Origin of the sequence: Arthrobacter sp. Soc17.1.1.1 (genome assembly GCF_036867195.1) — a bacterium.
Lineage (GTDB): Bacteria > Actinomycetota > Actinomycetes > Actinomycetales > Micrococcaceae > Arthrobacter_D.
In genome coordinates, this window is the sequence record NZ_JBAJII010000004.1 from 15,830 (window position 1) to 40,039 (window position 24,210).

Genomic DNA, 24,210 nt, shown 5'->3' on the forward strand with positions numbered 1-24,210 from the left:
GATGAGTACACAGGACACTACCGACGGACCTACCGGCCGCCCCGCATGGTTCGGTGCTGCTGTCATGCTGCTGATCCTCGTAGTGGTGGGCCTCGCAGCCTGGGGCATACGGACCTTCTTCTTCGACAACAACGCTGATGACTCTGCCGCACCGACGAGCCCGACCAGTCAGGCTCCCGGTGCGGCAGAGCCCACACCTTCCACCACGACAGGACCCGCCGTGGTGGAGGCTGATACCGCGTGGGACTGCCAGGCGGACCTCAGCGACGATGACACTTCCGTCGCCGATTCCGCTCCTGTGGTCGAGGAGTGGGTAGCCGCCGGCTACAACGTCGTCCCGTTCTCGGAGTTCGGAGGCTGCCAGAAGCAGCCTTCAACCCTCCGGGTCGGATACTCACACACCGAAGCCGGTGCACTGATGGCAGCGGCCACCTATGTGGTCGCACTTGATCCCTCGGTCAGCGAGGAAGCAGCACCCGATCTTGAAGCGGCGGTAGCGGAAGGACCGAATCGGGTCCTTCTGGGGGAAAGAGCGCAGCGTATTCGGGATGGAATCGAGCAGAGCGAAGATCCTACGCCCATCACACGGCTGAATTTGATCGGCTACATCCAGAACAACTATGACGCCGACACGGCGTCTCATCTACTGATCTACTCGGCAGCGGATTCAAATGGAGTCGACCAGACGCTTGTTGCTCAGGTTGACCTGGTCTGGGAAGACGGAGACTGGAAGCTCGACCCGGCGTCCGGCAATGACTTCAACACATGGGCCCGGTACCAAGGGCAGCCCTACATTGAGTGGGGACCCAGATCTTGATTGGGGTAGTGGTAGGAAACTTCCTGGAAACGGCTGCTGGGGACGCGATTGAGAAGCTCATTACTTTTCTCGCGGGGTGGGTCATCCAGATTCTGACGGAGATTTTGAACTTCGTCGGGACGTGGTGGTTGAAGATTGGGGCGCCCGAGATGGGCGAGGGCTCCGCAACCGAGCGGATTCAGACGTCGACGGTGCTTTTCGTCGGTGTCGCGGGTGTCCTCGGTACTGCGTTTGCGCTGATTAAGGTTGCCCGTGATCAGGACCGCAGCTCGGCGGAGAACCTGGTGATGGGAATGGTCCGCACCGTTCTGACGACGGCGATCACGGTTCCCATGGTGGCGTTGCTGTTCGCTGCGACTGATGAGCTCGCACCGTGGTTGGTCACAACCATTTCCGGGTCCGCGCAGGAGGACGGGCTTGGGCAGGCTATGGGGCTGGAGGCTATCGCGGGTGGTGAGATGACGTTGCAACTCGCTGGCGTCATTTTGGTCATCGTTCCTTTGGCCCTGTTGGGGGCAGTCCTGAACGCGTTCATCGTGATCTTTTCCTACGGTATGGCGATCGCCCTATGTGGGGTCCTGCCGATCTTCGCCGCTGCTTCGCAGACCGAGCGCGGCCGGAAGTCCTTCGACAAGGCAGTGGCGTGGCTTGCCGCCGTGGTGCTGTTCAAGCCTGCCGCGGCGATCCTCTACGGGGCGGGTCTCGCGTTGCTCAAGGGCATCAACGGCACAGCGGAGAACGAGCTGGGGAACACGATGATCAGCCTGATCACGGGCCTCGTGGTGATCCTCAGCGCCTCCGTTGCGATGCCTGCCCTGGCGAAGGTCCTCGTTCCGGCGGTCAGCGCGGGACCGCAAGGGATGGGTGCGTCAGGGCTCGCGATGCTCGGCGGAGCAGTGGCGCTCGGCGCGGTCACTGCCGGCGTCGGGGCGGCGGGTATGGCCGCCGCCGGGACCGCAGGAGGAGCTGGGACCGCAGGCACTGCCGGCGCCGCAGCGGCAAGTGAGGCGGCTGGGACCGCAGGCACTGCCGGCGCCGCAGCGGCAACCGAAGCGGCTGGAACCGCAAGCGCTGCCGGAACAACGGGGGCCGCAAGTGCCGACGGGACGAGCAGCGCGTCTGCCCTGACCGGCGGAACTGGCGGACCTGGTGGTGCTGGTCCCGGCGGGGGCGACGGGACCAGCGGTGGCGCTGCCTCGAGCGGTGGGGCCGGAGCTGATGGTGGTGCTGGTTCTGGTGGCAGCACCGGAGGAACCGGAAGTGCTGGTGGTTCTACCGGTGGACCGACGGGCGCAGAGCAGCAAGCCCAGCGATCCGGCGCACCGGGGGCCACGGAGACCGGAGCGGACAGCAACAACAGTGGAGGAGCTGGTGGAGGTGCTGGTGCCGAGTCTGGTGGAGGCGCAGGCGGACCAGCAGGTGCGGAGCGGCAGACAGCTAGCTCGGGGGCACCTGCTCAGACGGAGGGCGACCCGGGAACGGTCTCAGGTGATGGAGGGTCCAACGGGTCAGGAGGCGGTCCGGCTGGTGCTGAACCGTCAGCTGGGTCAAATGCTTCTTCGACGGGATCTGCCGTACCGGACGGCGACGGACCGCAGGCACCAACGGGCGCGGGCAGCGAGTCACCAACTGCACAGGGGTACCGGGACGGCGCCCCTGGTGGGGCGGAAAAGTCGGCAGATAAGTCGGCGCTTAATCGACAGCGCATCGAGTTCGCATTGCGGGACGCGGCGAAAGACATGGAACGCGGAATGGAAAGCGGGAATGACGTATGAGCACTGATCAGCAGGTTGTCCGGCAGTACGGCAACATCGCCGAGGACAAGACGGCGGGGCTGATGGGGTTCACCATGGCCTCGACCGCTGTCCTGGGTGTCGGGGCAGTGGGCGTGTTCATCGCGATCATGATGTCGCAGATTTGGGTGGCTATCGGGCTCTCCGTTCTCGCGTTAGCCGTGGCCGCGGTGCTCGGGTCTAAGGATCGGTATGGCCGTTCCAAGCCCGAGCGGTGGATCGCCCGTTCCATGCACACCAAGGGCAAGACGGCGGGCGCCACCACGTACAAGGCCGGGCCGGTATCGCAGATCCCGGACGGCTCATTCCGGGCACCGGGTCTGCTTGCCGCAACGGAGCTGATCGACTTCCAGGACCTGTTCGGGAACGAGGGTGTCATGCTGTGGCACCCACGGCTGAAAACCGGGACCGTGTTCTTTTCCACCAACTCTTCCGGTCTGGGGTTGCTCGATCAGGACCGGGTGAACCGCCTGGTCGGGTCGTGGGCGGCGTTCCAGCGTGACGCCGGATCGAACGCCCGGGTGGAGCAGATTGCGGTGACCACCCAGTCGACCAATGACCCCGGCGAACGTCTCCCGGACGCGGTGGCCGTGGCCCGCCAGCAGGCCGGTAACCACGAGGTTCCCTCGTTCGCTCGTGAGGTCATGGACGACGTGGTGCACAACCTCAACCACAATGTCCCCAAGCTCGAGCAGTGGGTATCGCTGACGTTCAGCGGCAAGGCCAGTGATCAGGGCCGGGCGCCGGAGCGCACCGCCGATGAGCTGGTGTCCGATGTGAAGTCCCTGCTGCAAGGGTTCATCGAGGAACTGGAGTCAGCAGGTGCGGGCAGTGTGGCGCTGATGAAGGCCGCGGACCTGACGGATCAGACCTATGTGGCCTACAACCCGCTGGGCGCGGCCGCGGTGGAACGGGCCCGTCTGACCGGTACCGGTACAGGGTTGACGTGGCATGAGGTCGGTCCGGCCTCGGCACGGACGGTCGGGTTCCCGGGTCAGTACGAGCACGCCGGTGTCGTGTCGAAGTCCTGGCAGATGTTCCGGCCGCCGGCCGGGACGTTCCGGGAGAACGCGCTGGTGGCGCTGTTGAGCCCGGATTCGAGCATGGTGCAGAAGCGGGTGACCGTGTTCTACCGGCCGCAGGCGCCGGAGAAGTCAGCGGTGCAGGTGCAGGAGGCGTTGACCAATGCGCAGTTCGCCACGAACCAGAAGGGACGCCGTCCGACCAGCTCGCAGATCATCGCTCTCGAGAAGGCCCGCAAAGCCGAGCGGGAGCAGGCCGAAGGTGCGGCGTTGGTGCGGTTTGCGATCGGGATTACCGCGACCGTCCACACCCCGGAGCAGCTGCCTCAGGTGGAGGCGTCCATCATGCGCAACGCCTCCAGCGGGATCCAGATGCGGGTGCGTGGGTGTGACTACAACGACGATGCGGCGTTCGCGTTCAACCTCGGCTTGGGGCTCATCCCAGAGAATGTCGCCACTATTTCCGCCAGCGTGAGAAAGGCCCTGTAGATGTCTGTCTTCGATCAGCTGGTCGACAAGGTCAGCGACAAGTTCTTCGGCAAATCCGCGGCGGCGACGACGGCGGCCGCCGCGTCCTTCCCGCAGCTCACCGACAAGGGCATCAAGGTCCGTGACGGGGGCATGGTGACGTGGGTGGAACCGCCGCCGGAGTTCACGGCCACCTCGAACCAGACCGCCGGCCTCTGGCCGTTCTGCGTCGGCACATCCTCGCCGCTGGTCGGGGCGATCCTCGGCCGGAACCTCCTCAACGGGTCCGTGGTGTGCGGGGACCCGATCAGTCTGTTCCTGCGAGGCATCATCTCCTCCCCGTCCGGGTTCATCCTGGGCCTGAACGGGCGCGGGAAGTCCTCGGTCGCGGTCCGCATGGCATTGGCCCTGATCGATCAGGGGTTCCTGATCCTCGTGGCCGGGGACCTCAAACCCGACTTCGCCGGCGTCGTGAAGGAAACCAATGGCCAGATCATCCGGGTTGCCCCGGGTGTCGGAGCGATTAACCCATTGGACGCCGGACCGCTCTGGAACCGACTCGGAGGCCTGGAGGCTCCCGTGCAGCGTCAGATGCGCGCCGAGATTCACAGTCGCCGGCTGATGACGCTCTCCGGGCTCATCGAACTGGTGTTCAAGGAGCCCCTGGACGCGAAGAAGCAGGAGCAAACCGTCCTGTCCATGGCGATCGCTATGGCAGCAGAGAAGGCCGAAGCCGAGGGCCGGCAGCCGCTGGTCGGCGACGTCGTCGACGTCATCAAGAAAGGCCCACCGCAGATCCGGGCGGCGCTGCTCATCGAGGACTCCACGGAATACCTGCCGCAGGTGAAGAACCTCCTGGCGGGCCTGAACGCGCTCGGGGAGCACGGCCCGTTCGGGGACGTGTTCTGCCAGCCGACGACCGAAGAAATGCTCATGGACAAGTCGGTGGACTTCGACATCTCGATGATCGACGAGTCCCAGCTGATGCTCCGGGCCGCGGTGCAGACGGTGTGCTGGTCCTACGGGCAGGCCGGTGTCTCGGCTGCGAAGACCATGGCCGATGCCGGGCTGATGGAGGAACGCCATCATCTGATGATCATGGACGAGCTGTGGCAGTCGCTGCGGGCCAGTGAGCTTTTGGTCCACCAGATCGACGCCCTGACACGCCTGAACCGGACCAAGGGGCTGGGTCAGCTGATGATCACGCACTCCATGAAGGACCTGCTGCTGTCCACGGACGAGCTGACGAAGATCGCCACCGGATTCGTGGAACGCTCCTCCGTGAAGATCCTTGGGGGTCTCGCGCAGAACGAGATGAGCCTTATCGAGACGGTGTTCCCCGTTTCCGAGCGGGAGAAAGCCTTGCTGGTCGGGTGGTCGGCGGAAGGGTCGATGAACCCGAACACCGGTCAGGTTTCGCCCCCGCCCGGGCGGGGCCGGTTCATGCTCAAAACCGGGGACGAGCCCGGTGTGCCGTTCCGGGTGAACCTCACCGCCGGGGAGCACCGCGCCCACAACACGAACAAGGCATGGGCTGCTGCGCAGGAGAAGGTGAACCGATGAACAATCAGGAGAACGGTTCGGGTGCCACAGTCATTGGGGTCCTGGGCGCGATCGCTCTCGCGGTTGGCCTGATCCATCTTGGGGCGGTTCTGACGCCTGTGTCGGTGGACTTGCCGTGGAATCCGATCGCCTTGGGTATCGGCCTGATGCGGGGCACGCCGTGGCCGCCGGCGGCCACCTGGTTGCTCGGGGCCGAAGCACTGCTCGTCCTCGTGGCGCTGGGGTGGTGGGGGACTCGCACTCCCTCGAGGACCAGTAGCGCAGCGCGTCGGATGAGTCCGGGCGGGAAGATGCGTCCGGCCATGGAGGACGCCCGGCTGGTCGAGGCGGCCAGACTGCACCCTGATGCTGAGGGGATCGGCCCGGGCCTGACCATCGGGTACACCGGGGACGCCGGCACGAAGGCCGTCATTCAGGGGTGGCGTGAGTGCTCCGCGCACGTGTGGGGCACCGGGCGGGGTAAGACCACGACGCAGGTCGTCCGTCATGCCACCGAGGCGCCCGGTGCGTACCTGATGACCAGCAACAAGGTCGACGGCGTCGCCGAGGTCCTGGCGGCCCGCTCTGAGACCGGGACGGTGTGGTTGTTCGACCCGCAGCGGATCTGGCGTGACAGCCACCGCCCCGCGATGATCTTCAACCCGCTCTCGGTCGTCACGGACACGATTAGTGCCGGCGAAGTCGCGTCGATCTTCGAGACCTCGTCCGCTCCTAGCGCCGGGTCGGGCCGCGGGGATGCGCAGTTCGATTCGCAGGGCCGCGACTTCCTGTCCTGGTGCCTGCTCGCGGCCGCCAAGAGCGACGGCACGATGAGGGACGTCCTGCACTGGGTGTCCGGCGCCGACTTCCTGGAACCGGCCGGTCTGCTCCAGCGCGCCGGCCATGCGGGCCCAGCTGCCGCGTTGAAGGGCATGGGTGACCAGCCGGAGGACACGCGGGGGTCCGTCGCCGCCAGTGCCCAGCGCATGGCCTCGGCCCTCGTGCACGACGAGCTCGTGGCATGGTCGACGCCGACGCCGGGGGTTCCGATGTTCGACCCGGCACGGTTCGTCACCGGCAAGGACACGCTGGTCCTGCTCTCCCAGGACGCCGCCGGTTCCGGGGCCGCATTCGTGTCCACCCTCGTCTACGCGGTGTTCACCGCCGCGCAGCAGGCCGCCCGCCGCGCCGGTGGACGCCTGACTGTGCCGCTGGTGGCTGACCTGGACGAGGTCGGGAACGTCGTCAAACTCAAGCAGCTGCCCGAGTGGTATTCCTACTTCGGGTCCATGGGCATCGTCGTCAGCGCGTACTTCCAGACCAAGGGGCAGGGCGTGGCGATGCTCGAGCGCACCGGCTGGGACACCCTATGGTCCGCGGCCGCGATCAAGGTCTACGGCGGCGGGTCCGACGACGACGCGTTCCTGGGCTCGCTGTCCAAGGTCATCGGTCAGTACGACGCGAAAGTCCGCAGCTCCTCGACGTCGAAAAACGGGTCCTCCCGGTCCGTGCAGACCCAGCGCCGCGACATCATGTCCGTCTCCCAGCTCTCCGAACTACCCATGAACCGGGCGTGGGTGAAGACCTCCAACGGAGGCGGCACCATTGTCCGCACCATTCCCTGGTTCCGCGACAAGACCATCAATACCCCCATCGGCCCTACGGTCGAGCGCATCAAGACAGGAAAAACCTCATGAGTGATGATCTGGCGTCGCACGAAGAGACCGGACAGGACCCAGAGGTCATCACCCCGGCCGACCTGGTCGCATGGGTCGAGGAGTTCATTTCAGAAGTGGAGTCCGTAGACCGCTCCAGCGGCCAGCACTGGTGTTCCCAGTGGTGGAATCACCCCGAGGCCGTCAGCCGCTTTCGTGCGCTGCACGAGAAGTGGTTGGAAGCTCAGGCGGAGGGCGGGATGTCGGGCTGGTGGGTCGATCACTTCGACAGTCACGCGACCGTGCTTTTCGCCAAGCGTGGTCCCTTCGGCGAATGTGGCACCACGCACCAGTCGAAGACGAGCCGGAAGGTACTCGCGTGTGAAGCGCCCCCTACCGACTGGTCCTGGGACTAACTAAGTCACCATGAACAGCGGCTGGTCACACGTCCGCGTTGATGTTTCTCGAACTCAGGTTGGCCTCACGGTGGGCAGATGGAGCCGCCGTTGGTTGTTACGCACCCCATATCGTCCATGAACCCATTTTGGGTTCCTCCGGCCGGCGCGTTTGGGACTACTGTCGTCGTGACCGACGTCCATGAGGTGATCGTGTTGGCAGGAATCCCGTCTTGGGCGGTAAGTTCGGTTCTTCTCTCGCCGATGAATAGGCCCGTGTCGGGGTCGACGATGATGTCCTGCCGAAAGTTGCCGTTTGTTTCCACCCTGCCGATCGCGGTGCCGGTGCGACCATCGAGGGTTGCCTGGTCCTCGACGAACTCGACGCCGGGAATGAGCGCTGCCGCTTGGTAGAGCGATGCCCGCACGTCGGCGGGGAGTACTCCTGACCGCAGCCTGTCGGCGATGAAAACCAGGGCTTCCCCGTCTTGGGACGGGCCGGAACCGAGGGTGGTGCGGTAGATGTAGTTCAACAGGCGGTGCGGGTCCCGAGGTAGGTCGGACAGTGCTTCTGGGGAGACCTGAGAGTCGCCGCTGTACCAGCGGCCGGCGGGTGCGCGGAGCTTCTCCACGTAATCCTCGCCGTGCTCGGCGTAGATCGCGGCGAAGTTCGCCTCTGACGCCGCCTGCGATTCCGGGCCAAAAGACCCATACGGCTGGCTGACAGGGCGGAACCACACCCAGTCATCGTCACGATCTTCTGGGATGTACATCTGGTCCGTGGTCAATGCAAGGAAGGACGTTCCATCTGTGGAGTTGATGTTCACTGCCTTGGTTTCCACCAGCAGGTACTCCCCATCGCCGACGACAGGATCGGAAAGCTGAACTGCGCTGGTAGCTGCCTGCTCCAGAACGGCCGCCGCGGCAGTCTCGGAGCCACCGCGCCAACCGGCGAACCCGACCACGTCCGTGAGCACGAGCGCGACAGCAAGGGCTGCGGCTGCAACTGAGCTAACGCCGATCCACCGTCGTCGGGATCGAGGAGAGCTGATTTCTCGCCCTGCGACGGAGTTGTGGCTTTCGGTGCGACCCGGGGTGTTAGCTTCGGCGGCATCGATGCGGGCGAAGAGAGCAGCTTCCATTCGGCGCATTGAGTGCTCGTCCAGGATGGGTGCGGGTGCCGTGGGGGTGTTCATGCTTCGTTCCTCTCAGCGGTCATTTGCATGCGAAGCTGCCGTCGAGCTCGGGAGAGGCGGTTGCGTACTGCGCCGTGGGTGACGCCAGCAGACGCAGCGGCTTCCTCGTAACTGTTGCCATTGATCAAGCAGGAGGTAATGAGGTCTCGGTCCAGGGAGGGTAGATCCTCGATCGCCGCAGTGAGACGTCGCTGCAGCTCTGCGGCCAGCACGATCGTTTCCGGGCTGTCGGACACGCCAGTGTCGAGTTCTTCGATCAGTGGCACCGTTCGCCGCCTGTTCGCTGCGCGCCGGCGATTCGATGCTTCGAACCGCGCCGTGATGATGAGCCAGGGCAGCACTGAGTCGCCGACGATGGTCACTTCGTTGCGCTTCTGCCAGAGGAGGAAGAACGCGTCCTGTGCTGCCTCTTCGGCGTCCGGTTCGCTCCTGGTGACGACGAAGGCCGCGCCGTAGACGATGGGCAGATGGCGGCGGAAGAGGACACGTAATCCTTCCAGGTCCCCTCGCTGCACGCGCGCGATTGGCTCCAGGTCGCTCACCCGTGCGTCCACTGCCAATATCCGTGCATCGGATCGATCCCCATTCGCTTGATGGTCAGACGATGACTTCGCCCATCGAGTTACGTCCAGCCGACGGAAATCGTCTCAAAGATCGGTTCTCGAAAGAGGAATCGACTGCGACGTGAGTGCAGGAGCGCTCGAGGTGAGGGCGTTAGTCGATCCGCTTACGAACGTATTTCCCAGGCTGGCCCGAGCACCGCGGGTACAGTCGTCCCAACGTTGAAGTTGGGGGACTGCAATGACCAGTGCTGGAAACCGTGTGATAGTCATCGTGTTCATCGGAGTGGGGCTACTCGCCGTCGCGGTGATTCCGTTCCTGGTCATACCTGTGATCGTTGCCGGCTCTTGGGTCCTCGCAGCGAAACTGAGGACCACTGACCCAAGCTTCTCCCTGGCATGGCTTTGTGCTGGCGTCACTGCCAGTCTCCTAGCCGCAGCAGTGGGCGCCAGCATCTTTCTGGCACCGCAGGCCGCCGTGTCAGTCCTCCTACTTCTGGGATTCATCGTTCACGCGGTGACGGTACTTCTCTTCGGTCAGGCCTGGAGCCAAGGAAGCAACCATCCGGCGGCTGCTTGGGTCGCTTCAGTGTCCTTTGGTCTGGTGGGCCTCCTCGGGGTGGTGCTGATGGTGACTTTCGGCCGAGGGATTACCCTGGCCGATGCAGGGCAGTCTTCCTGGGTGATTGACACCCTGCTCCTGCTCAGTGTCATCGGCATACCCGCATCCCTTCTGACAGGCCTCATTGCCCTCGTCAGAATGCGCACACACCGTACGCCGTCGCTCACCCGCTGAAGGATCGCTCAGCGCGACGGTTTACCCCGTCCACCCGTCACGCTCAAGGATCGCCAGTAACAAGGGCACTCTAGGCTGGTTGTATGGAGCCACTGTCAGGTCCGCAGCAGGATTTACTACGCCGGATCGTCGAGCACGCCGGCGACCTTAGAACGATCCTGGGCGCACAGTTCGCTTCCTGCAGGACGGCGCCGGAAGAGTACTGCGCGGAGTGCTTTCTGATCGACGTCATCGGGGATGTGCCCCTGCTGCCGGCGGACACCGAATGCCCCTTGTCCTTCGACGCAGACGTCGAAGGCGGCAATGCTCCTGACGACCCTGTTTTCGTGCTGCTGTGGCATGAGAACGGGCAGGTGGACAGCGCAGAGATCTCCGACGTCCTCAACCATCCGGTGCTGGCAGATCTGCAAATTGTCGAACGAGTCATTGAACCCGGGCGGAAAAGCTGATTGGCCCTTGCCGACGCTTTCGTTTCCTAGATCCAGCCGGTCCCTTAGGGATCCTCCTATGGATGCCGTCTGGCAGACGACCGTGGTCGGCAGTAGCGTGGCATGACTTACGAAGGAAGGCACGAGATGAGGGAACAAGGTATCAACGGGCCGGACAGGAAACTGCACTGGTCGCAAACGAATAGATTTGCAGGCATCACGAGCATTTTTGGCGCGGTCGTAGCTGCCGTCATTACCGTCACCCTGTTTCTCTCTGGGGAGACGTTGTGGGGCTTCTTAATGCTCATCGCGTTCCTTGCCAGCATCACGGCCATGACGCTCAGATTTAGGCGATTGAGAAGGGGTGGGGGTGCAGCTTAGCTCTGGGTACCCGCTGATTGATATGGCCACCGGGGACAGCTGCCCGCCTAAGGATCCGCGACCGGACGTTGTCACTCGCCTGGTGGAACGACACGCGTGGCTGGTCTCAGGCGCTGGTAACCGGTGCATCTTAGGGTCGGATCATGGGGAATGGCGTTGATGGTGTGAGGGACGGTAGTCATCAGATCGGTCGTGTCCAGATTGTTGATCTTGGCGCCGATTCGCCGGAGGAACGGTCCCTTGATTCCGACAGCCGTCCAGCACCCTCGAAACGGAGGCGATTCGTTGTGGGCGGGCTTGTCGGGGCCGGGTTGGTCGGTGGGCTTGCCCTTCTCCCGCCGATCAACGACATCCCGCCTCCTCAGGAGATCAGCCCTCCCATCGAGGCGCTCAGCGCCTGCCAGGCTGTTAAGCAGGCAGAGCAGGATGAGGCCGCCATGCTCATAGGCGAGGATGGCGGGGGGCCAGCGAGGAATCTCCCATCGGGATACAGCTTGTTCGGCGTCATGGCATCGCCGAACACAACGAGCCTCATCGGCATACTGCACCCGGACGGTTCCGTCGAGATCTGCGAAGAATCCGCACGCCGCGCATCGTTTACTGTCCGCTTCACCCCGCAGGCCGATTTGGGTGAGCTCCCGGAGGGTATGACCTACGCCTACGACCAGGCCCGTGGATTGACGGACAACACTCTGACCTTGGGCGTGAAAGGTGTCCGGCTCGGCGACGGGACAGTCGTACGAAGCCTGACCCTGTCCGATGGGCGCACTGTTCCAGCCGCGCCGGGCTCCGAGCAGCAAGCCAACACTTAGGGAGTGACGCTTGCGCGCAGAGCGATCCTTCTGCGAACGGCGGGTACTGCGCCTCGGTGACTGGCGATTGCGTGCCCCATCCTGCAAGAGCGAATAGTTGTGCCGCGACCTCTGAGGGATTGAGTTCGTCAGTATCGATGCGGTGGACGAAGGTAGGAGCCTCCTCATCGAGTCGTCTTCCCATTGCAGCACTGTGGTTAAGCAACCCGGCGTCGATTGCCTCGTGGTTGCGGTGTTCCATTCGTGAACGGGCGTGCCGGTCACTGCTGCGCAGGAGCACTGCGGTCACGATCGGGTTATCCCCCATCGCTGCAGCAAGATCCGCTGACATGAGTGCGGCCACGGTGTTCGTGTAGATGAGGCGGTGGTATCCAAGGGATCGGTACGCAGACCACATGGAGGCAAGGTTCTGCTCAGCGAGGTTCGCTTTGGGGAACGCCTCATGTGGGGCCGGGTGAGCGAGGTCGAGGTAGTCGCCTTCGATGACGGCGTGCTGGATGTTCTTATCGATGAGTTGTTCGTGGAGGGTCAGAGCGGCAGTTGATTTGCCGACACCGGAGCGGCCGCTGATAAATAGGACGTGGGAGCGCATTGGACCAACTGTGCTAGCCGGCAGGAGCTTCACGCAAGGGTGCCCCGGTGGAGGATCGCTCAGCGGGATGCTGCCTAAATGATCAGTCGCGAACGGCGGCCACGGCTTCAATCTCCACGAGTTGGTGCTCGTAGCCAAGAACTGTCACGCCCAAGAGGGTGCTTGGGACGTCATGGGTGCCGAAGGCTCGGCGTACAACCTCCCACGCACGGACGAGATCATCCCGGTCAGTTGATGCCACAAGCACCCGAGTACTGATCACGTCCTCGATGGTGGCTCCAGCGTCCTGGAGAGCGGTCGTCATGTTCCTGATGCACTGTTCCGCCTGAGCTGCATAGTCACCGTGACCTACGGTCGCTCCGGCTGTGTCGAGGGGGCAGGACCCTGCGAGGAAGATGAGTCGAGCATCTGCCGGTGCAGTGGCCGCGTAGGCGTACTGCGCCACGTCAGATAGCGCGGTGGAGCGAATCAAAGTCACTGTCGAAGCCATCCGCGCCCAGCTTTCCCTCGTACCAACGAAGCTCCAGCATCCCACCTGCCGCACTACGCAAAGGAGGATCCTTCCCGGTACAGCTCATGGGCCTCGGTGAATGAGTGGCGCTGTAGGTACGGCCAGTCAGTAGCTTGGAATGAGCGCTCGGATCCGGTCGATCCGCTGGTCGCCTGGGCTAACAGGGACTTCATGTCGATCGACCCAGTGCCAGAAGCGCTCTGCTTCATCCAGAAGCTCTCGACAGAAAACTAAGGGATCAACGCGCAGTTTGGTGTCGCCGATGGTGATCAGGGCACCGCCACGGATCCGCTCGAGAATGATCGGGGTGGGCTGATCAGGGAAGTAGCAGTGACCGCGACCAGTCACAAGGTAGTCATCGACGACGTTCACCAGGTAAACCCAGAGGACCACAATGTCATCCCACACAGGAATGCCCAGTAGCTCGACGCCATCCCACATGAGAGTGATGACCCCGTCGTTGTAGCTGAAATGACGCGGGATACCAGCACGCAGCCACGCTTTTTCTGCCCGGTCCTCCTCGGCGAACAGGTCGACGACATACAGGTCCGGGTGAGCGGCGAGGTCATCAGGATCCTCCACCAGTCGTGTGAGGATTGCGGTTGTGCTGGTCAGCCGGGGCGTTTTTGGTTCCATACGCTGGTCCTTCCAAGGTTTCGGTGGTCGACGACCGTGCATGTATGCGAAAGACGGACGCCGTCCATCATCAATGAGCCTCTAAGCGACCGCCACAACCTGATTGCACGATGCCCTGAAGGATCCTTGATCGTTCGTCGTAGGCCTCACCCCAGTTGTGCGCACCTGTTGATTGCGTCTATATGAGGCCCGCGACCAGTTCCACGCCGTGTCGTTCGAGCTCCCCCGGCGCAATTCCTTCGATGGGGTGAGCCCAGGCCGCGTCGCCAAGGCGGCCGTTCAGCAAGCCGTCCGCGCAGTACGTATAAACAACGCCGTCGAACAGAGCGACACTCCCCGGACGACGCTGAGGCCTCTTCCCCGCGAGGTGGGGGGCGGAACCAGCATGGATGATTGCTGCTTTCCGCAGCTCCTTGGTCGGCACAGGCCAGAGCCCGGTTGCGTCGGTGTTGTCGTCCTCGAAGAAGGTCGAATACCAGCGGAGACCACTGAAGGTCAGCGTCCGTTGATCCCAGGTGGTTGGTACGAGAGTTGCCCACCACTCATGGTTGATCGTCGCTCGGTTGTTCAGATCGACGATTGATCCGGCACTGTCCGGGAGATCACTATGCCGTGTTGAATCCTTCATCTCCGGAGCGTAACGCGAGCCGGTCTAAGAGAGGTCGGTGACACTACGAGATCCTGCCAACCGGCCCTGTCCCGCACCGTATGTTCATGGCGATCGTCCCCACTCGTGATTCGATGAACCATGAGGGTTTCGAGGAAGACTATGTACGCGGTTCTAGGGATCTTGCTGACCGTGGTTGGAGCGGTAGGTAGTTTCGTAGTCTTCCTGCAGCCTTGGCGCAGCTGTCCTGAGATCGACGACAGCTCCGCAGGGTGCCCCGCTACTCCGAACGACCAGGCCCTGCTGGCGCTGGCGCTCTTTATCCTTCTCGGGGGAGTAGTTCTTCTGGTGAAATCGATGAAACCAGAACGCTTGTCATCCGACGCCGTAGGGCACTTCAGGAAGCTCGGCTGAGGCTGACACCGGAAGCTGTTCCGTTCATCCATCCCTCAGCGTGTGGCTACTACTGGATGAAGTTTGCTACCGCTCATGGCGAGCATGTTCGTAGCGACACAAGAGCTACGAGGCCGAGAACACTTCGACTGCGGCGCACTTCTCTGGGTATGCGTTTGCTTCGATCAGTGGCTTCGTTTCGGTGAATCCACCACCAATCGCGATGGCATCGCCAAGCGTGTACTGCTCGTCAGCCACTGTGAAAGTAAGTGGTTCATCCTTGAAGACCGTTGTGCCCGTCGGAAAAATGACGGGGACAAAACCAATATCTGACGCTTGAACGCCCAGGCACCCTGTCGACCCAACAGACAGAGCTCCCTCCAGAAGTGCTTCCTGAGACATCTCCTCCGGATCTCGGGGCGGGGCAATCATCACCGTCGGACCGTCCGGTACCTCGAGAATTTCGTACGTCGGACCAGTGCTGCAACCCGACGCTGCGAATGCTGTCACCAACACAGCAACGATGAACCTTGCACCTCGATAGGCCGTCATGCCATGACCGTACCGACCCACACCGGCGAGCAATCAGAGAACGCCCAAGCGTGATGCACTCGCAACGAAGAGCGTTCGAAACCCAATCCGTGGCGGACGTCGGCTCGTCGACGCCGTCACTCAGGCACATGCGCCCTTGATCCATAAGTCCTCCTGTAGTTGAGGATCAAGAGTGCCGCCACGATGGCGCAGATGATTCCTGTAGTCATGTCGCCCCATTCGGATCGCTCAGGGAGGGAGAAAAAGAAGAAGCCTAGGCCTCCGAGAGCATTGATGAGAAGAAGAGCGATGGCCGCTAGCCACGTGTTTTTCGGCATGCCGATCACCGTAGTACCGCCGCTGGTGCGCAGCTCGGAAGCGGATCCACTAACGGTCATGTGCGCGTGGGCTCATGCCTTCGCTGCTGAACACCTGGAATCTACTGGTCCGTGTTGAGGAGTATGGGCGTGGAGCGTGCGTTTCCGCCGCATTGTTCGGACCCGCTGATCCTTGTCCATTCCAAAGCCGCTTCGGTCCGGACGAGGATCCTGCCGCGGAGGTCCAATGCCTGGGCTGTGACCGCAGTTGGGGTAACCATGTCGGTTTCGATCTGCCAGTTCGCTTGATCGATGCGTGAGGTCATGAAGTGGGAGAAGGGCCCGGCCGGGTCCGCTCCAGCGGGCGTTTGGGTGGCGTTGGCCGAGGGAACAGGCGGTACGGATGCTTCCAGTGGCGCCCCAACAGGTACACCCCTGGAACAATCCTCTTCATCCGAGCAGATTTGCACTGCAGCAACTGAGCCGGCAAGGGATCCACTTATCTGGACAGGGATAACCGTCGAGTGACCAATTGCAGGACACGCTTGGGAAACTGGTGGAACGGAACACCCGCTTGCAGCTAGCAGGAAGACAAATGCCGCTGCCGGGACCCCCAATTTCCCCATGCCGTCATCCTGCCAGAGTCGTCCTGCAGCAGGAACCCCGAGCGGGAGAGGATCGATCATCGCCCTGGTTCCCTGCCGTTGCTCGTACAGGCTTTAAAATAGAACACAGATTTGATTACTTGGAAAGCGAAGAGCGAAATGGTGTCACGGTCGGCGAAGCGCTGGGTTGCGCGCCCAGGCGTGGTTCGGGTGGCGATTTGCAGGCTCGGCGGTTGGGCGAGCTGAGCGCGCAGTCGTCGAGCTACTTGCCTCGCCCTAGCGGGCCGACTATCTGCCGCACTGGGTGATGCAAGCCCTGTAATGCAAGCCTTGCATCACAAAGCTTGTTCAAGATGGTCGCTGACCCCTGCCTGGCGGTCCTTCGACACGCCGCGAGGAACACGACACGAATTATTTCTGCCTGTGAGGAATTGCTCCACAGAGCTGTGGACGAGGTCCCCGCGAGCCCTTTAATTGGCTAATTTCTAGGCTTTTCGATGGGTCTTATCTGTGGACATCGCGTGGACGACGATCTCGCCGAATGGCATACTTGTAATACATCATCTAGGGGTTGGCATCACGCGGCTGCACTAGATGTAGTATTTGAAGCTCCGGGTGACGCACAAAAAAGCGACCCACGTCGGTCGGAGCCGGGTCGTAGGTCGCAATTCTCTTTGGTCGGAGATCTATAGCCTATCCCCTTCTCGGCAATCAACGGGAATCGCGAGAAAGAAATTACATGTCCCAGTGCACCGCGCCTCGTGAGGGCCATCGGACAGCGAGCGGGGCCGCGAATTGTCCGGCATGCCGCTACCGGTCATCAGGCCGGAGCTCTTATTCGGACTACACGCCGCGTCCCACCTACACGCCCCCGACGCGGCACGCCAGTTACGCGAGTCGATCGTCGAGCGCTAACGGGGGAGGTGGCGGAGGCAGCAGTTCGAGCCGGGCCCGTCGTGCGTCCGTGTCGTACTCAACCAGCGAATATCGGGTCCTAAACCCCGTACATGAGCAGGTGGTGCGGATCGCTCAGACCGATACCGACCGTCGCGATTTGTTCCTGTGTCACGCCTGGGGTGACAGGCAGAGCTCCGCGCTGGAGTTCTACAACATTCTGACGGGCTTGGATGTGAAAGTCTGGTTCAGCGAAAAGGATGTACCCCTGGGGACGCCGTTGATGCGGCAGATCGACAAGGGTCTCAGGAACTCACGCGCCGGAATCGTTCTGGTAACCCCGGCACTGCTTAAGAGTCTTGACGCCGAAGGAATCGCTGAGAAAGAGCTTTCGGTGTTGCTCTCGTCGGGTCGGGTCATTCCGATCTTCCACGACACGACGCATGCGGCTCTTGTGGACGTTAGCCCCATGCTTGCGTCGCACGCGGGACTGGCCACCGCGGACTACCCTTCGCTGGAGGTCGTCGCACTGAAGATCGCTGACACGGTTCTGCTCGACGTGTAGCGAACGAAGAACGCATTGGTGCGTCATCCGCGAGGGTGACGCACCTTTTTCATGCTCCTTACTCTGCTGCACGGTGCCCGTAAGCCGGTCCTCCACTGGGACACCGGCACGCCGTCCAGTCAGCAAGAAAAATTCCACATCGGTGCTGAGCTGAAGCGTTCCCGTAAGACCCGCCCGAGAAAAAGCCCGGTGGAGGCCCCCTAAACGCTACAGTTCGAGCACGCTCATCGGATACGCCCGGGTTTCGAGAGAAGAACACCGCCACCTTCGGGAAAAGTCACATCACAATGACCGGCCGCTGTTTTTTGTCTGCTCAGCTCGACGTTTCGCGGCAGTCGAATCGTTCTTGGCGGTTGTTGCCTCCCGAGCCTGACGCTCGGCGGCGGCAGTCTTCCTGCTCTGAATCAGCTCGGCTTGCCGCTGACTCCGGTCTTTCTTCCGCGCTGCATCCTGTGCGACGCCACCCTTCTCCTGAGCCATGGGGGTCTCCTTCTTCTGGGGACTGGTTGATTGCCCGGTTGCCTCACTGCCGGACCCGGAAGCGTCGGAGGGCGTCGTCCCTGCGGCATTGCCGGCTCCTGCCCGGTGCCGGGCAATCGCGCGTGCGATCGCGGCTTCTTCCGTTGCGGAGCGTGCCGGCTGCGCCTCGGGCGTCGCCACAGGTTGAACGGCGGCCGGGGCAGCTTCAGCGGACTGTAGAGCGTCGACGATCCGGGCTTCGCGCTGCTGCGGCGCCGGCAGGGGGTCGCTGGCGGCGGCACGTTCGGCTTGGAGGCGTTCGATAGCCCTCCGTGCGGCGGCCTGATCCGCGCTCATGCGATCGGTGATCGCCGCTTCGTCGGCGGTCTGCTGAATCTGTGTGCTGCTGCGTGGCGGGACCTGCGTGAGGGCGCTGTGCTTGTGCAGGGCGGTGGCACGCTCGATGAGCCGCTGCGCGGTCGGGTCGTCCCGATACTGCTTCGGGATGAAAGCTGTCTCGTGGGCGCCGATGTTGTAGCGGTTCCGGTACGCCTCGGTTTCGGCCGCGATGCCGTGCCACTCAGCAGCCTTGGACTCCTTCGCCGGCACTGGTCCGAGTGCGGCCGCCCACGCCGGTTGTTCTTCTGCGAGCTGCGCGCCGCGGACCGCGACTCGTTGCCCAAGGTGTGCCCGGAGACGGTCGAGTTCATCCCGGTACTCCTTCGGTACCCGTGCGTCCTGCACGAGCGCGGACGGGGCGATGTCCTCGCTGATGGTGGACCGGCCGAACCCTGCACCGCCGGCACTGGCTGCCGCGGATGTGCTGACAGCTTCGGTCGACGCCGATGTGCTGGTGGTGGGGATACCGGCTACGCGCAGCTGGCGTTCCTGGTGGATTGCCTCGGCAATCGTGACCTGGTGGACGCTGCGGGGGTCCTCTCCACGGGCGGTGCGCTCGATCGCGGTCTGTGTCGGGGAAAGATCCAGACGGCGTTCCAGCTCGAGCGTCATTGTCTTCACCATCCACTGTTCTTTCCTGGTGGCGGCACTGATTGAGGCGGTCGGGTTGAGGGACTGCAACCGTTCCACAGCGTTGTCGCGTGTCTCGGTGAGTCTGCTGGTGCGCAGGAGCGCGAACGGCCGGGCAGCCCATTCTCCGTCCAACCCGGTGTCCATGGGAGGCTCACCGGGCGTCCGGCGGAACTGACCGGCATCTGTGCCTGTTGCCTGCTTCTCGGCCTGCTGTGCGAGGCGGTCGAGATGATCGTCGGTGAGGGCACCGAGCGGCCGGTGTCCGGTGTTCGCGCGGATCTGCTGCGCGGTCTCGATCCGGTTCTCCACCCGGAAGGCGAGGACAGCGGACGCGTCGTCGGCGCCTGCGAACCCGCGTTCGCGGTACGCCTGCGCGAGGACCGTGGACGCGTCCAGGCCCTCGTTCTCGGCCCGTCGCAGATGCGCGGCCACGGCGCCCCACGACTCGTGCGAGGTGAACGCAGCGGCGGCTTCCGGCCCCATGACGACGGCGGCAATGCCCCGCGTCTTGGCGGTCCATGCTGCTGCTTCTACCTCGTTGTAGACGCCGGCGAGGGTCGCGATGTCCCCGGTACGGACGGCTTCGCCGCGAACCGTTTCGTGCGCGGACAGGGTCCGGTCATAGTTCGCGGTGATCGACGCCAGGACACTGTCGCGAGTGATGGCCTGGTCATTGTTATCTCCCAGGGCGACGTAGAGCTTGTTCGTCTCGCGGCCCCGGGTGGCGGCGACGTAGGCTCCGGCCCGGTCGGCCCGCTCGTCGAGGATCGCGTGCGCGGTGTCCACGGTCGCACCCTGGGCGCGGTGCACGGTCGCGGCGTAGCCAAGCTGCCCGTGCTCGTTCAGGTAATCGGCGTCCACGGTGATACGCCCCCCGTGACCGGCGTGCCGGAGGGTCACACGCTGCCGGTCCTGATCCGTCTGTGCTGCTTCGGGGTTGGCGGTGACCTGTTCGACAATCCAGACGTCGTTGTTCTTGACGAAGTCCTTGCCCTGGTTGACCTGCAACGTCCGATCGTTCTTCCGGGTGACGACAGTGTCGCCGGGGTAGGCGCGGAGCCCGTCCCGTAGGACCACGGACGGCGTCGCCTCGGTGATCGGGCCTGTCCCGTCAGTGAGGTCGCCGGTAGCGATGCGGGCGGCTTGGGCTCGGGCGTTGAGGTCGGTGACGGTGGCGTTGTCGGTGGCGATCATCAGCGACGTCTTGCCTGCTGCGGTGTCGGTCATCCACGCGGTGAGGGCGTCCTGGGTCATGGCGTCAAGGGTGCCGGCGGTGACGCGCTGGTTGTCTAGGTACCACTGGAAGGGGGTGTCAGCTGCGACGGTTGCCGGTTCCCGTAGGGCCAGGGATGCGGTCGCTTCGCCGTCGGTGTGGAAGCGGTGGACCTCCTCGAGGCGGACCGCTCCGACTTCGTTGTTCAGCAGGCGCAGCGCACCGCCGGAGCCGATCGCGCCGAGCTGCCGGTCATCGCCAATCGCACGCACCACGGCACCGTTGCGCGCGGCGACCGCGACGACCTCGGCGAGTTTCGGGGTGGTGACCATCCCGGCCTCATCGACGATGACCACGTCCCCGGCACCGAGAGCGAAGGTTGACCCGCCGTTGTCGTGGCCGTCCTTGGCCGTGGTGTTCTGCTGGCCCCGCTGGTTCCGGTGAGCGATGAGGAACGCGTCGATCGTCGTCGCGTCCGCTCCGATGTCCTTGGACATCACCGCTGCGGCCGCTGCGGTGGGTGCGAGCCCAATGACTTTCCCGCCGCTGTCACGGACGGCGTCGGCGGCCAGGGACAGGCTCGTGGTCTTGCCCGCGCCGGCGGGTCCAATCCCGAGGGTCAGTAGCTTTTCGTCGGTCGCGAAAGCGCGTGCGAGGTCGATCTGACCCTGCGACAAGACCGGTCCCCCACTGGTGGCAGCGGCCTCGACGTGCTCGGCCAGGATCGTGTCGAATCGCTCGGCGGACACGGCCGGGATGACGATCTTCTGGCCTGCGGCCAGGACCCGGTGCTCGGCGTTCAGGACCTCCTGCGAGGTGAACAGGGTGACGTCGGCCTGCCGGAACTGGCTCGACCCGTCGGCCCGCTGGAACTCGCGCAGGCGCGGGGTGATGGCCTCCGGGGTGACCTGAAGGCTGTGCGTTCCGGTGGCTGCCCGTGTGATGTTCTCTACGGTCTCGTCGGTGATGATCTGCCCGGGAAAGGCTTCTTTGAGGTGCCGGCGGGTCTGCGCGATGACGTGGTTCCGTCCCCACACGGCGCGCTTCGCGGCCAGCTCGTGCACGACCAGGCGTGCGTGTTCGTGCACGTCGAGGTCGTTGACCAGTGCACAGGCGGCTGTTCCTTTGCTCGCGGTGCGGACGTGCTCGAGCAGGTCCGGTCCGACCGGCATGTTCATACTCGAGCTGTAGTCCTGCTGCCATTCCTCGACCAGCTCGGAGAGGCGGCGGGCACTCTTCTTCTCCGGCCGGGTCTCCAGAGTGGCCTGCTGCGCGAGGGCGATCTTCTGCTTCTCGTTCGGGGCGTAGCCGTGCTTGTCGGTGAACTCACCTTCGAGCCGGGTGATGGCTCCGGCGATGTTGGTGCGCCTGGAGGATGCCCTGTGGATGGTGTCCAGGTCGATGCCAGCCACTTCATAGATGGGCTCGCCACCCCCGGATGTACGGGCAACTGTGCTGACGCCGAGGGACGCGCAGACCTTCTCGATGACCTTCGCGTTGTACGTCTCGGACGCCGCGACGCCCATCTTGTAGAGCGCCCTGCCATCGAGGGAGGACCACTTCCCGTCGACGCCTCGCACCTTGTTCGCGATGACGACGTGGTCGTGCAGCTGGGGATCCCCGGCGCGGGAGTCGTAGTGCCGGAACTGGGTAGCAACCAGACCACCCGCGACGTCGACCTGTCGCACACCCTGGGGTCCACGGCGGGTGTAGGTCGCGTTCTTCTCGAGGAAGGTGATCGTCTCCGCAATCGCTTCATTGTGTGCGGTTTCGATCGCTTGCCGGGCTTCGTCGCCGCCGAGCGCCCACAGCAGGGACACCGATTTGGCGGGCGAGAACACCAGGTCATACCCGGCGACGGTCTGCTGCTTGGGTGTCGTCTGCGCGGTGACGTACCGGGCCAGCTCCTCATTACTGCGGGCGTTCCGTCCGTGGGACTCACGGAACAGCTCTCCCCCGACCCGGGACCGGATCTCGTGCATGGCTTCCGTCGGCAATGCTTTGTCTGCGTTCTCCGTATCGGCCCAGGCGGGTCCGTTGGTACGCCGGAAGCGGGCCACTTCCTCGTCGATGCGGCGCGTCATTTCCGTATCGGCCGCCCCGTACTGGGAGTATTTACGCCCCAGAGCCACATCGGCCTGCGTTCCTCCATCAGCGATTATCTGAGCCGCGTTGGGCTTGATGCCTTCCCCGAAGAGGGCTTTCATCTGCGCTTCGGTCACTTCGCCGGAGACGCCGAGGAGCTGTTCGGAGTGTCCGACCCACTGACCCGGGGGCATGCCCTCGACGGTGTAGTAGTCCCCCAGCTCCCGGTCCCCTGCGCGGAGTTCGTCGGCGCTGGCAACCTCGGATGTGTAGTAGGCGTAGCCGTCCCCAGCACTGAGCTTATGGACGGTCATCACAGGCCCATTCTCGCGCACAAATGGCGCGGGGTCGACCTCACTTACAAGAGTGCAAGAGGTGTGACAGATCGTGCCGGTTGGAAGGGTGCGAAATCGCATGGTGACGACGGAGGAGGAAACCGAGATGGAGCGCCGTGGAAACCAGTACGATTGGTCCATCGACTTTCGATGCGGTTGTGCACATGAGAATGGGCGGTGGGTAACAGCTTCACCGTTATCCACGGGTCGTTCGATTGTGTGTCAACCGCAAACGGACGTTATCCACCGGGTGGGCAGGGCAGAGACGTGAGGGTTATCTCGGAGCTGTCCACGTGTGGTCAACGTCCGTGGTATCCAGCCCGAGCGTCAGCGAGGCCCGCATGGGTATTTCATGGTGCCGGCGGTGCCGGCGGTGACGTCGGGCATGGTCGGTGATCGGTCGGGGACGGCCCGTGGTGGGTGGCCGCTGACCGTTAGGTTTGGCAGGAATAGTTCGCCGGATCGCAAATCGCGGCCGGGGCAGCATCAGGTACAGGTTTTGAGCACAGGATCAGTGAAGGGGACGAGTCACCATGGCAGCACCGAGGAAGTCAGCGCAGCAGGTCGCGGCACGGGAAAAGGCGAGGGCGAAAGCCCAGGAGCTGACCGAGCGGCACGAGCGGTTGATCGACCTGGCGGCGGAGTTCTTCGAGCAGGAGCAGCAGGCCGAGCAGATCCGCGCCGAGGCGCAGGAACGCGCCGACGCGATCCTCGCGAAAGCCGAGCAGGACGCCAAAGCTGCCGCGAAGGAAGCCGGCGCGAAGGTTCAGCAGATGCTCGACACCGGCGAGAGTCGGGCATCGGTCGCCGCCCGGCTCGGGCTCAGTACCGCCGAGATGAAGCGTGCCCTGGACGGCGCGGTCGTCGGCGCCTCATCCGCGGATACCGGCAAGGGTGGGACCGCGTCGACGCTGGCAGGAACAGCAGACGAGATCGCAGACCAGGTCGCCGCCGAAACGCACGCCGCCTGACAGTGAAGTCCTAGCGGACAGCACGAAGTGAGGGGACCGACTATGTCGGCCCCCTCACGGTTGAGGAAGCATCTGCAGAATCCTTCCCCGTGGAGCTGGTGGCGGAGCAGGCGGCCAATAGGATGAGGCCGGCGGTGCAGATGCCCGGCTTATGCTGGGGATCATGGGGGTCATTGAGGAGCAGCAAGCTAGAGAACCGCACGTCCTTGCGACGACCTTTCTAGTCCTGATGTCCCTGCCGCTGCTGATCGCGCTCTGGTACTCGGCGGCATACGTGTTCGATTTTCTGTCCGGGGGCGACATCACCGGATCCCAGGCAGCGGCCATGGCACCGACCCTCGCCGCCGGCGTGGGTGCAATCGCCTCCTACGTCATGTTGAAGACACGGAAGCACACGACGAAGCAGGCGTGGGCGTGGTCCGTCATCACCATCGTCCTGCTGTTGGCAGCCGCGCTGCCGATGCTCTACTCGATGAGCTTGGTGTTCAACGACCAGTGGTGCGAGTACCAGCCAGGCGGCAAGGGCAGCATGGAGCCAGTCGACCTCGAGGACATACCGCGGTCCTGCCGGTAGCAGGTTGGACCCGCCCTCGCCGGGT

At 63.7% G+C, this 24,210-nt stretch carries 20 protein-coding genes and 1 pseudogene; 12 read left to right on the forward strand and 9 right to left on the reverse strand.

Annotation, left to right across the window (positions count from 1 at the left end):
• Position 1: 1 nt before the first annotated feature.
• Genes V6S67_RS19255 through V6S67_RS19280 form a run of 6 tightly spaced genes read left to right on the forward strand, consistent with a single transcriptional unit; the run spans position 2 to position 7,713 of the window.
• Complete coding sequence (locus V6S67_RS19255; protein WP_334211944.1) at positions 2–817, forward strand: hypothetical protein; 816 nt, start codon at positions 2–4, stop codon at positions 815–817.
• Positions 799–2,592: a hypothetical protein gene (locus tag V6S67_RS19260; RefSeq protein ID WP_334211945.1), complete on the forward strand. Its 1,794-nt coding sequence runs from the start codon at positions 799–801 to the stop codon at positions 2,590–2,592. Before V6S67_RS19255 ends, V6S67_RS19260 begins: the two co-directional genes overlap by 19 nt.
• Positions 2,589–4,121: an SCO6880 family protein gene (locus V6S67_RS19265; RefSeq protein WP_334211946.1), complete on the forward strand. Its 1,533-nt coding sequence runs from the start codon at positions 2,589–2,591 to the stop codon at positions 4,119–4,121. The genes V6S67_RS19260 and V6S67_RS19265 overlap by 4 nt, the downstream gene beginning before the upstream one ends.
• Positions 4,122–5,663, forward strand: a complete 1,542-nt coding sequence (locus V6S67_RS19270; protein WP_334211947.1) for a hypothetical protein — start codon at positions 4,122–4,124, stop codon at positions 5,661–5,663.
• A complete protein-coding gene (locus V6S67_RS19275; protein ID WP_334211948.1) occupies positions 5,660–7,339 on the forward strand; it encodes a type IV secretory system conjugative DNA transfer family protein in 1,680 nt (559 codons plus the stop codon). The genes V6S67_RS19270 and V6S67_RS19275 overlap by 4 nt, the downstream gene beginning before the upstream one ends.
• On the forward strand, positions 7,336–7,713 hold the full coding sequence (locus V6S67_RS19280) for a DUF4913 domain-containing protein (protein ID WP_334211949.1): 378 nt from the start codon (positions 7,336–7,338) through the stop codon (positions 7,711–7,713). Before V6S67_RS19275 ends, V6S67_RS19280 begins: the two co-directional genes overlap by 4 nt.
• 65 nt (positions 7,714–7,778) lie before the next feature.
• Here V6S67_RS19280 and V6S67_RS19285 read toward each other — a convergent pair whose 3' ends face one another.
• Positions 7,779–8,888, reverse strand: a complete 1,110-nt coding sequence (locus V6S67_RS19285) for a CU044_5270 family protein (protein WP_334211950.1) — start codon at positions 8,886–8,888, stop codon at positions 7,779–7,781.
• Complete coding sequence (locus tag V6S67_RS19290) at positions 8,885–9,430, reverse strand: RNA polymerase sigma factor (protein WP_334211951.1); 546 nt, start codon at positions 9,428–9,430, stop codon at positions 8,885–8,887. Before V6S67_RS19290 ends, V6S67_RS19285 begins: the two co-directional genes overlap by 4 nt.
• 280 nt (positions 9,431–9,710) lie before the next feature.
• Between V6S67_RS19290 and V6S67_RS19295 the strand changes: the two genes are divergently transcribed.
• The 3 genes from V6S67_RS19295 to V6S67_RS19305 all read left to right on the forward strand — a co-directional run bounded on the left by V6S67_RS19295 (position 9,711) and on the right by V6S67_RS19305 (position 11,865).
• A complete protein-coding gene (locus V6S67_RS19295) occupies positions 9,711–10,244 on the forward strand; it encodes a hypothetical protein (RefSeq protein WP_334211952.1) in 534 nt (177 codons plus the stop codon).
• 83 nt (positions 10,245–10,327) lie between these two features.
• Positions 10,328–10,693: a hypothetical protein gene (locus tag V6S67_RS19300; RefSeq protein ID WP_334211953.1), complete on the forward strand. Its 366-nt coding sequence runs from the start codon at positions 10,328–10,330 to the stop codon at positions 10,691–10,693.
• A 503-nt stretch (positions 10,694–11,196) separates the two neighbouring features.
• On the forward strand, positions 11,197–11,865 hold the full coding sequence (locus tag V6S67_RS19305; protein WP_334212024.1) for a hypothetical protein: 669 nt from the start codon (positions 11,197–11,199) through the stop codon (positions 11,863–11,865).
• Between the two features lie 478 nt (positions 11,866–12,343).
• Here V6S67_RS19305 and V6S67_RS19310 read toward each other — a convergent pair.
• From V6S67_RS19310 to V6S67_RS19335, 6 genes and pseudogenes are all read right to left on the reverse strand, one after another.
• Positions 12,344–12,457, reverse strand: a pseudogene (locus tag V6S67_RS19310) (adenylyl-sulfate kinase); the annotation flags it as partial.
• Between the two features lie 82 nt (positions 12,458–12,539).
• A complete protein-coding gene (locus V6S67_RS19315; protein ID WP_334211954.1) occupies positions 12,540–12,947 on the reverse strand; it encodes a RidA family protein in 408 nt (135 codons plus the stop codon).
• A gap of 126 nt (positions 12,948–13,073) precedes the next feature.
• Positions 13,074–13,604, reverse strand: coding sequence for a hypothetical protein (locus V6S67_RS19320; RefSeq protein WP_334211955.1), 531 nt, complete (start codon positions 13,602–13,604; stop codon positions 13,074–13,076).
• A gap of 178 nt (positions 13,605–13,782) precedes the next feature.
• Positions 13,783–14,232, reverse strand: coding sequence for a hypothetical protein (locus tag V6S67_RS19325; protein ID WP_334211956.1), 450 nt, complete (start codon positions 14,230–14,232; stop codon positions 13,783–13,785).
• A gap of 498 nt (positions 14,233–14,730) precedes the next feature.
• Entirely contained in the window at positions 14,731–15,156 is a 426-nt protein-coding gene (locus tag V6S67_RS19330; RefSeq protein ID WP_334211957.1) for a hypothetical protein, read from the reverse strand.
• Between the two features lie 116 nt (positions 15,157–15,272).
• Positions 15,273–15,473: a hypothetical protein gene (locus V6S67_RS19335; RefSeq protein ID WP_334211958.1), complete on the reverse strand. Its 201-nt coding sequence runs from the start codon at positions 15,471–15,473 to the stop codon at positions 15,273–15,275.
• A 1,548-nt stretch (positions 15,474–17,021) separates the two neighbouring features.
• Between V6S67_RS19335 and V6S67_RS19340 the strand changes: the two genes are divergently transcribed.
• Positions 17,022–17,516, forward strand: coding sequence for a toll/interleukin-1 receptor domain-containing protein (locus tag V6S67_RS19340; protein WP_334211959.1), 495 nt, complete (start codon positions 17,022–17,024; stop codon positions 17,514–17,516).
• Positions 17,517–17,798: 282 nt separating this feature from the next.
• Here the strand turns inward: V6S67_RS19340 and mobF are convergent, their stop codons facing one another.
• Positions 17,799–22,619 (reverse strand): MobF family relaxase, encoded by a 4,821-nt coding sequence (mobF, locus tag V6S67_RS19345; RefSeq protein ID WP_334211960.1) that lies wholly within the window; start codon positions 22,617–22,619, stop codon positions 17,799–17,801.
• A gap of 554 nt (positions 22,620–23,173) precedes the next feature.
• Here mobF and V6S67_RS19350 point away from each other — a divergent pair.
• Together V6S67_RS19350 and V6S67_RS19355 are read left to right on the forward strand one after the other, a co-directional pair.
• On the forward strand, positions 23,174–23,611 hold the full coding sequence (locus tag V6S67_RS19350; protein WP_334211961.1) for a hypothetical protein: 438 nt from the start codon (positions 23,174–23,176) through the stop codon (positions 23,609–23,611).
• A gap of 163 nt (positions 23,612–23,774) precedes the next feature.
• Complete coding sequence (locus V6S67_RS19355; RefSeq protein WP_334211962.1) at positions 23,775–24,185, forward strand: hypothetical protein; 411 nt, start codon at positions 23,775–23,777, stop codon at positions 24,183–24,185.
• Positions 24,186–24,210: the final 25 nt, after the last annotated feature.

What these genes read in the sequence shown, in the direction of transcription:
- V6S67_RS19255 (WP_334211944.1), top strand. Translation starts at nt 2, where the DNA reads ATGAGTACACAGGACACTACCGACGGACCTACCGGCCGCCCCGCATGG.
- V6S67_RS19265 (WP_334211946.1), top strand. Translation starts at nt 2,589, where the DNA reads ATGAGCACTGATCAGCAGGTTGTCCGGCAGTACGGCAACATCGCCGAG.
- V6S67_RS19270 (WP_334211947.1), top strand. Translation starts at nt 4,122, where the DNA reads ATGTCTGTCTTCGATCAGCTGGTCGACAAGGTCAGCGACAAGTTCTTC.
- V6S67_RS19275 (WP_334211948.1), top strand. Translation starts at nt 5,660, where the DNA reads ATGAACAATCAGGAGAACGGTTCGGGTGCCACAGTCATTGGGGTCCTG.
- V6S67_RS19280 (WP_334211949.1), top strand. Translation starts at nt 7,336, where the DNA reads ATGAGTGATGATCTGGCGTCGCACGAAGAGACCGGACAGGACCCAGAG.
- V6S67_RS19285 (WP_334211950.1), bottom strand. Translation starts at nt 8,888, where the DNA reads ATGAACACCCCCACGGCACCCGCACCCATCCTGGACGAGCACTCAATG.
- V6S67_RS19300 (WP_334211953.1), top strand. Translation starts at nt 10,328, where the DNA reads ATGGAGCCACTGTCAGGTCCGCAGCAGGATTTACTACGCCGGATCGTC.
- V6S67_RS19305 (WP_334212024.1), top strand. Translation starts at nt 11,197, where the DNA reads ATGGGGAATGGCGTTGATGGTGTGAGGGACGGTAGTCATCAGATCGGT.
- V6S67_RS19315 (WP_334211954.1), bottom strand. Translation starts at nt 12,947, where the DNA reads ATGGCTTCGACAGTGACTTTGATTCGCTCCACCGCGCTATCTGACGTG.
- V6S67_RS19320 (WP_334211955.1), bottom strand. Translation starts at nt 13,604, where the DNA reads ATGGAACCAAAAACGCCCCGGCTGACCAGCACAACCGCAATCCTCACA.
- V6S67_RS19325 (WP_334211956.1), bottom strand. Translation starts at nt 14,232, where the DNA reads ATGAAGGATTCAACACGGCATAGTGATCTCCCGGACAGTGCCGGATCA.
- V6S67_RS19330 (WP_334211957.1), bottom strand. Translation starts at nt 15,156, where the DNA reads ATGACGGCCTATCGAGGTGCAAGGTTCATCGTTGCTGTGTTGGTGACA.
- V6S67_RS19335 (WP_334211958.1), bottom strand. Translation starts at nt 15,473, where the DNA reads ATGCCGAAAAACACGTGGCTAGCGGCCATCGCTCTTCTTCTCATCAAT.
- mobF (WP_334211960.1), bottom strand. Translation starts at nt 22,619, where the DNA reads ATGACCGTCCATAAGCTCAGTGCTGGGGACGGCTACGCCTACTACACA.
- V6S67_RS19350 (WP_334211961.1), top strand. Translation starts at nt 23,174, where the DNA reads ATGGCAGCACCGAGGAAGTCAGCGCAGCAGGTCGCGGCACGGGAAAAG.
- V6S67_RS19355 (WP_334211962.1), top strand. Translation starts at nt 23,775, where the DNA reads ATGGGGGTCATTGAGGAGCAGCAAGCTAGAGAACCGCACGTCCTTGCG.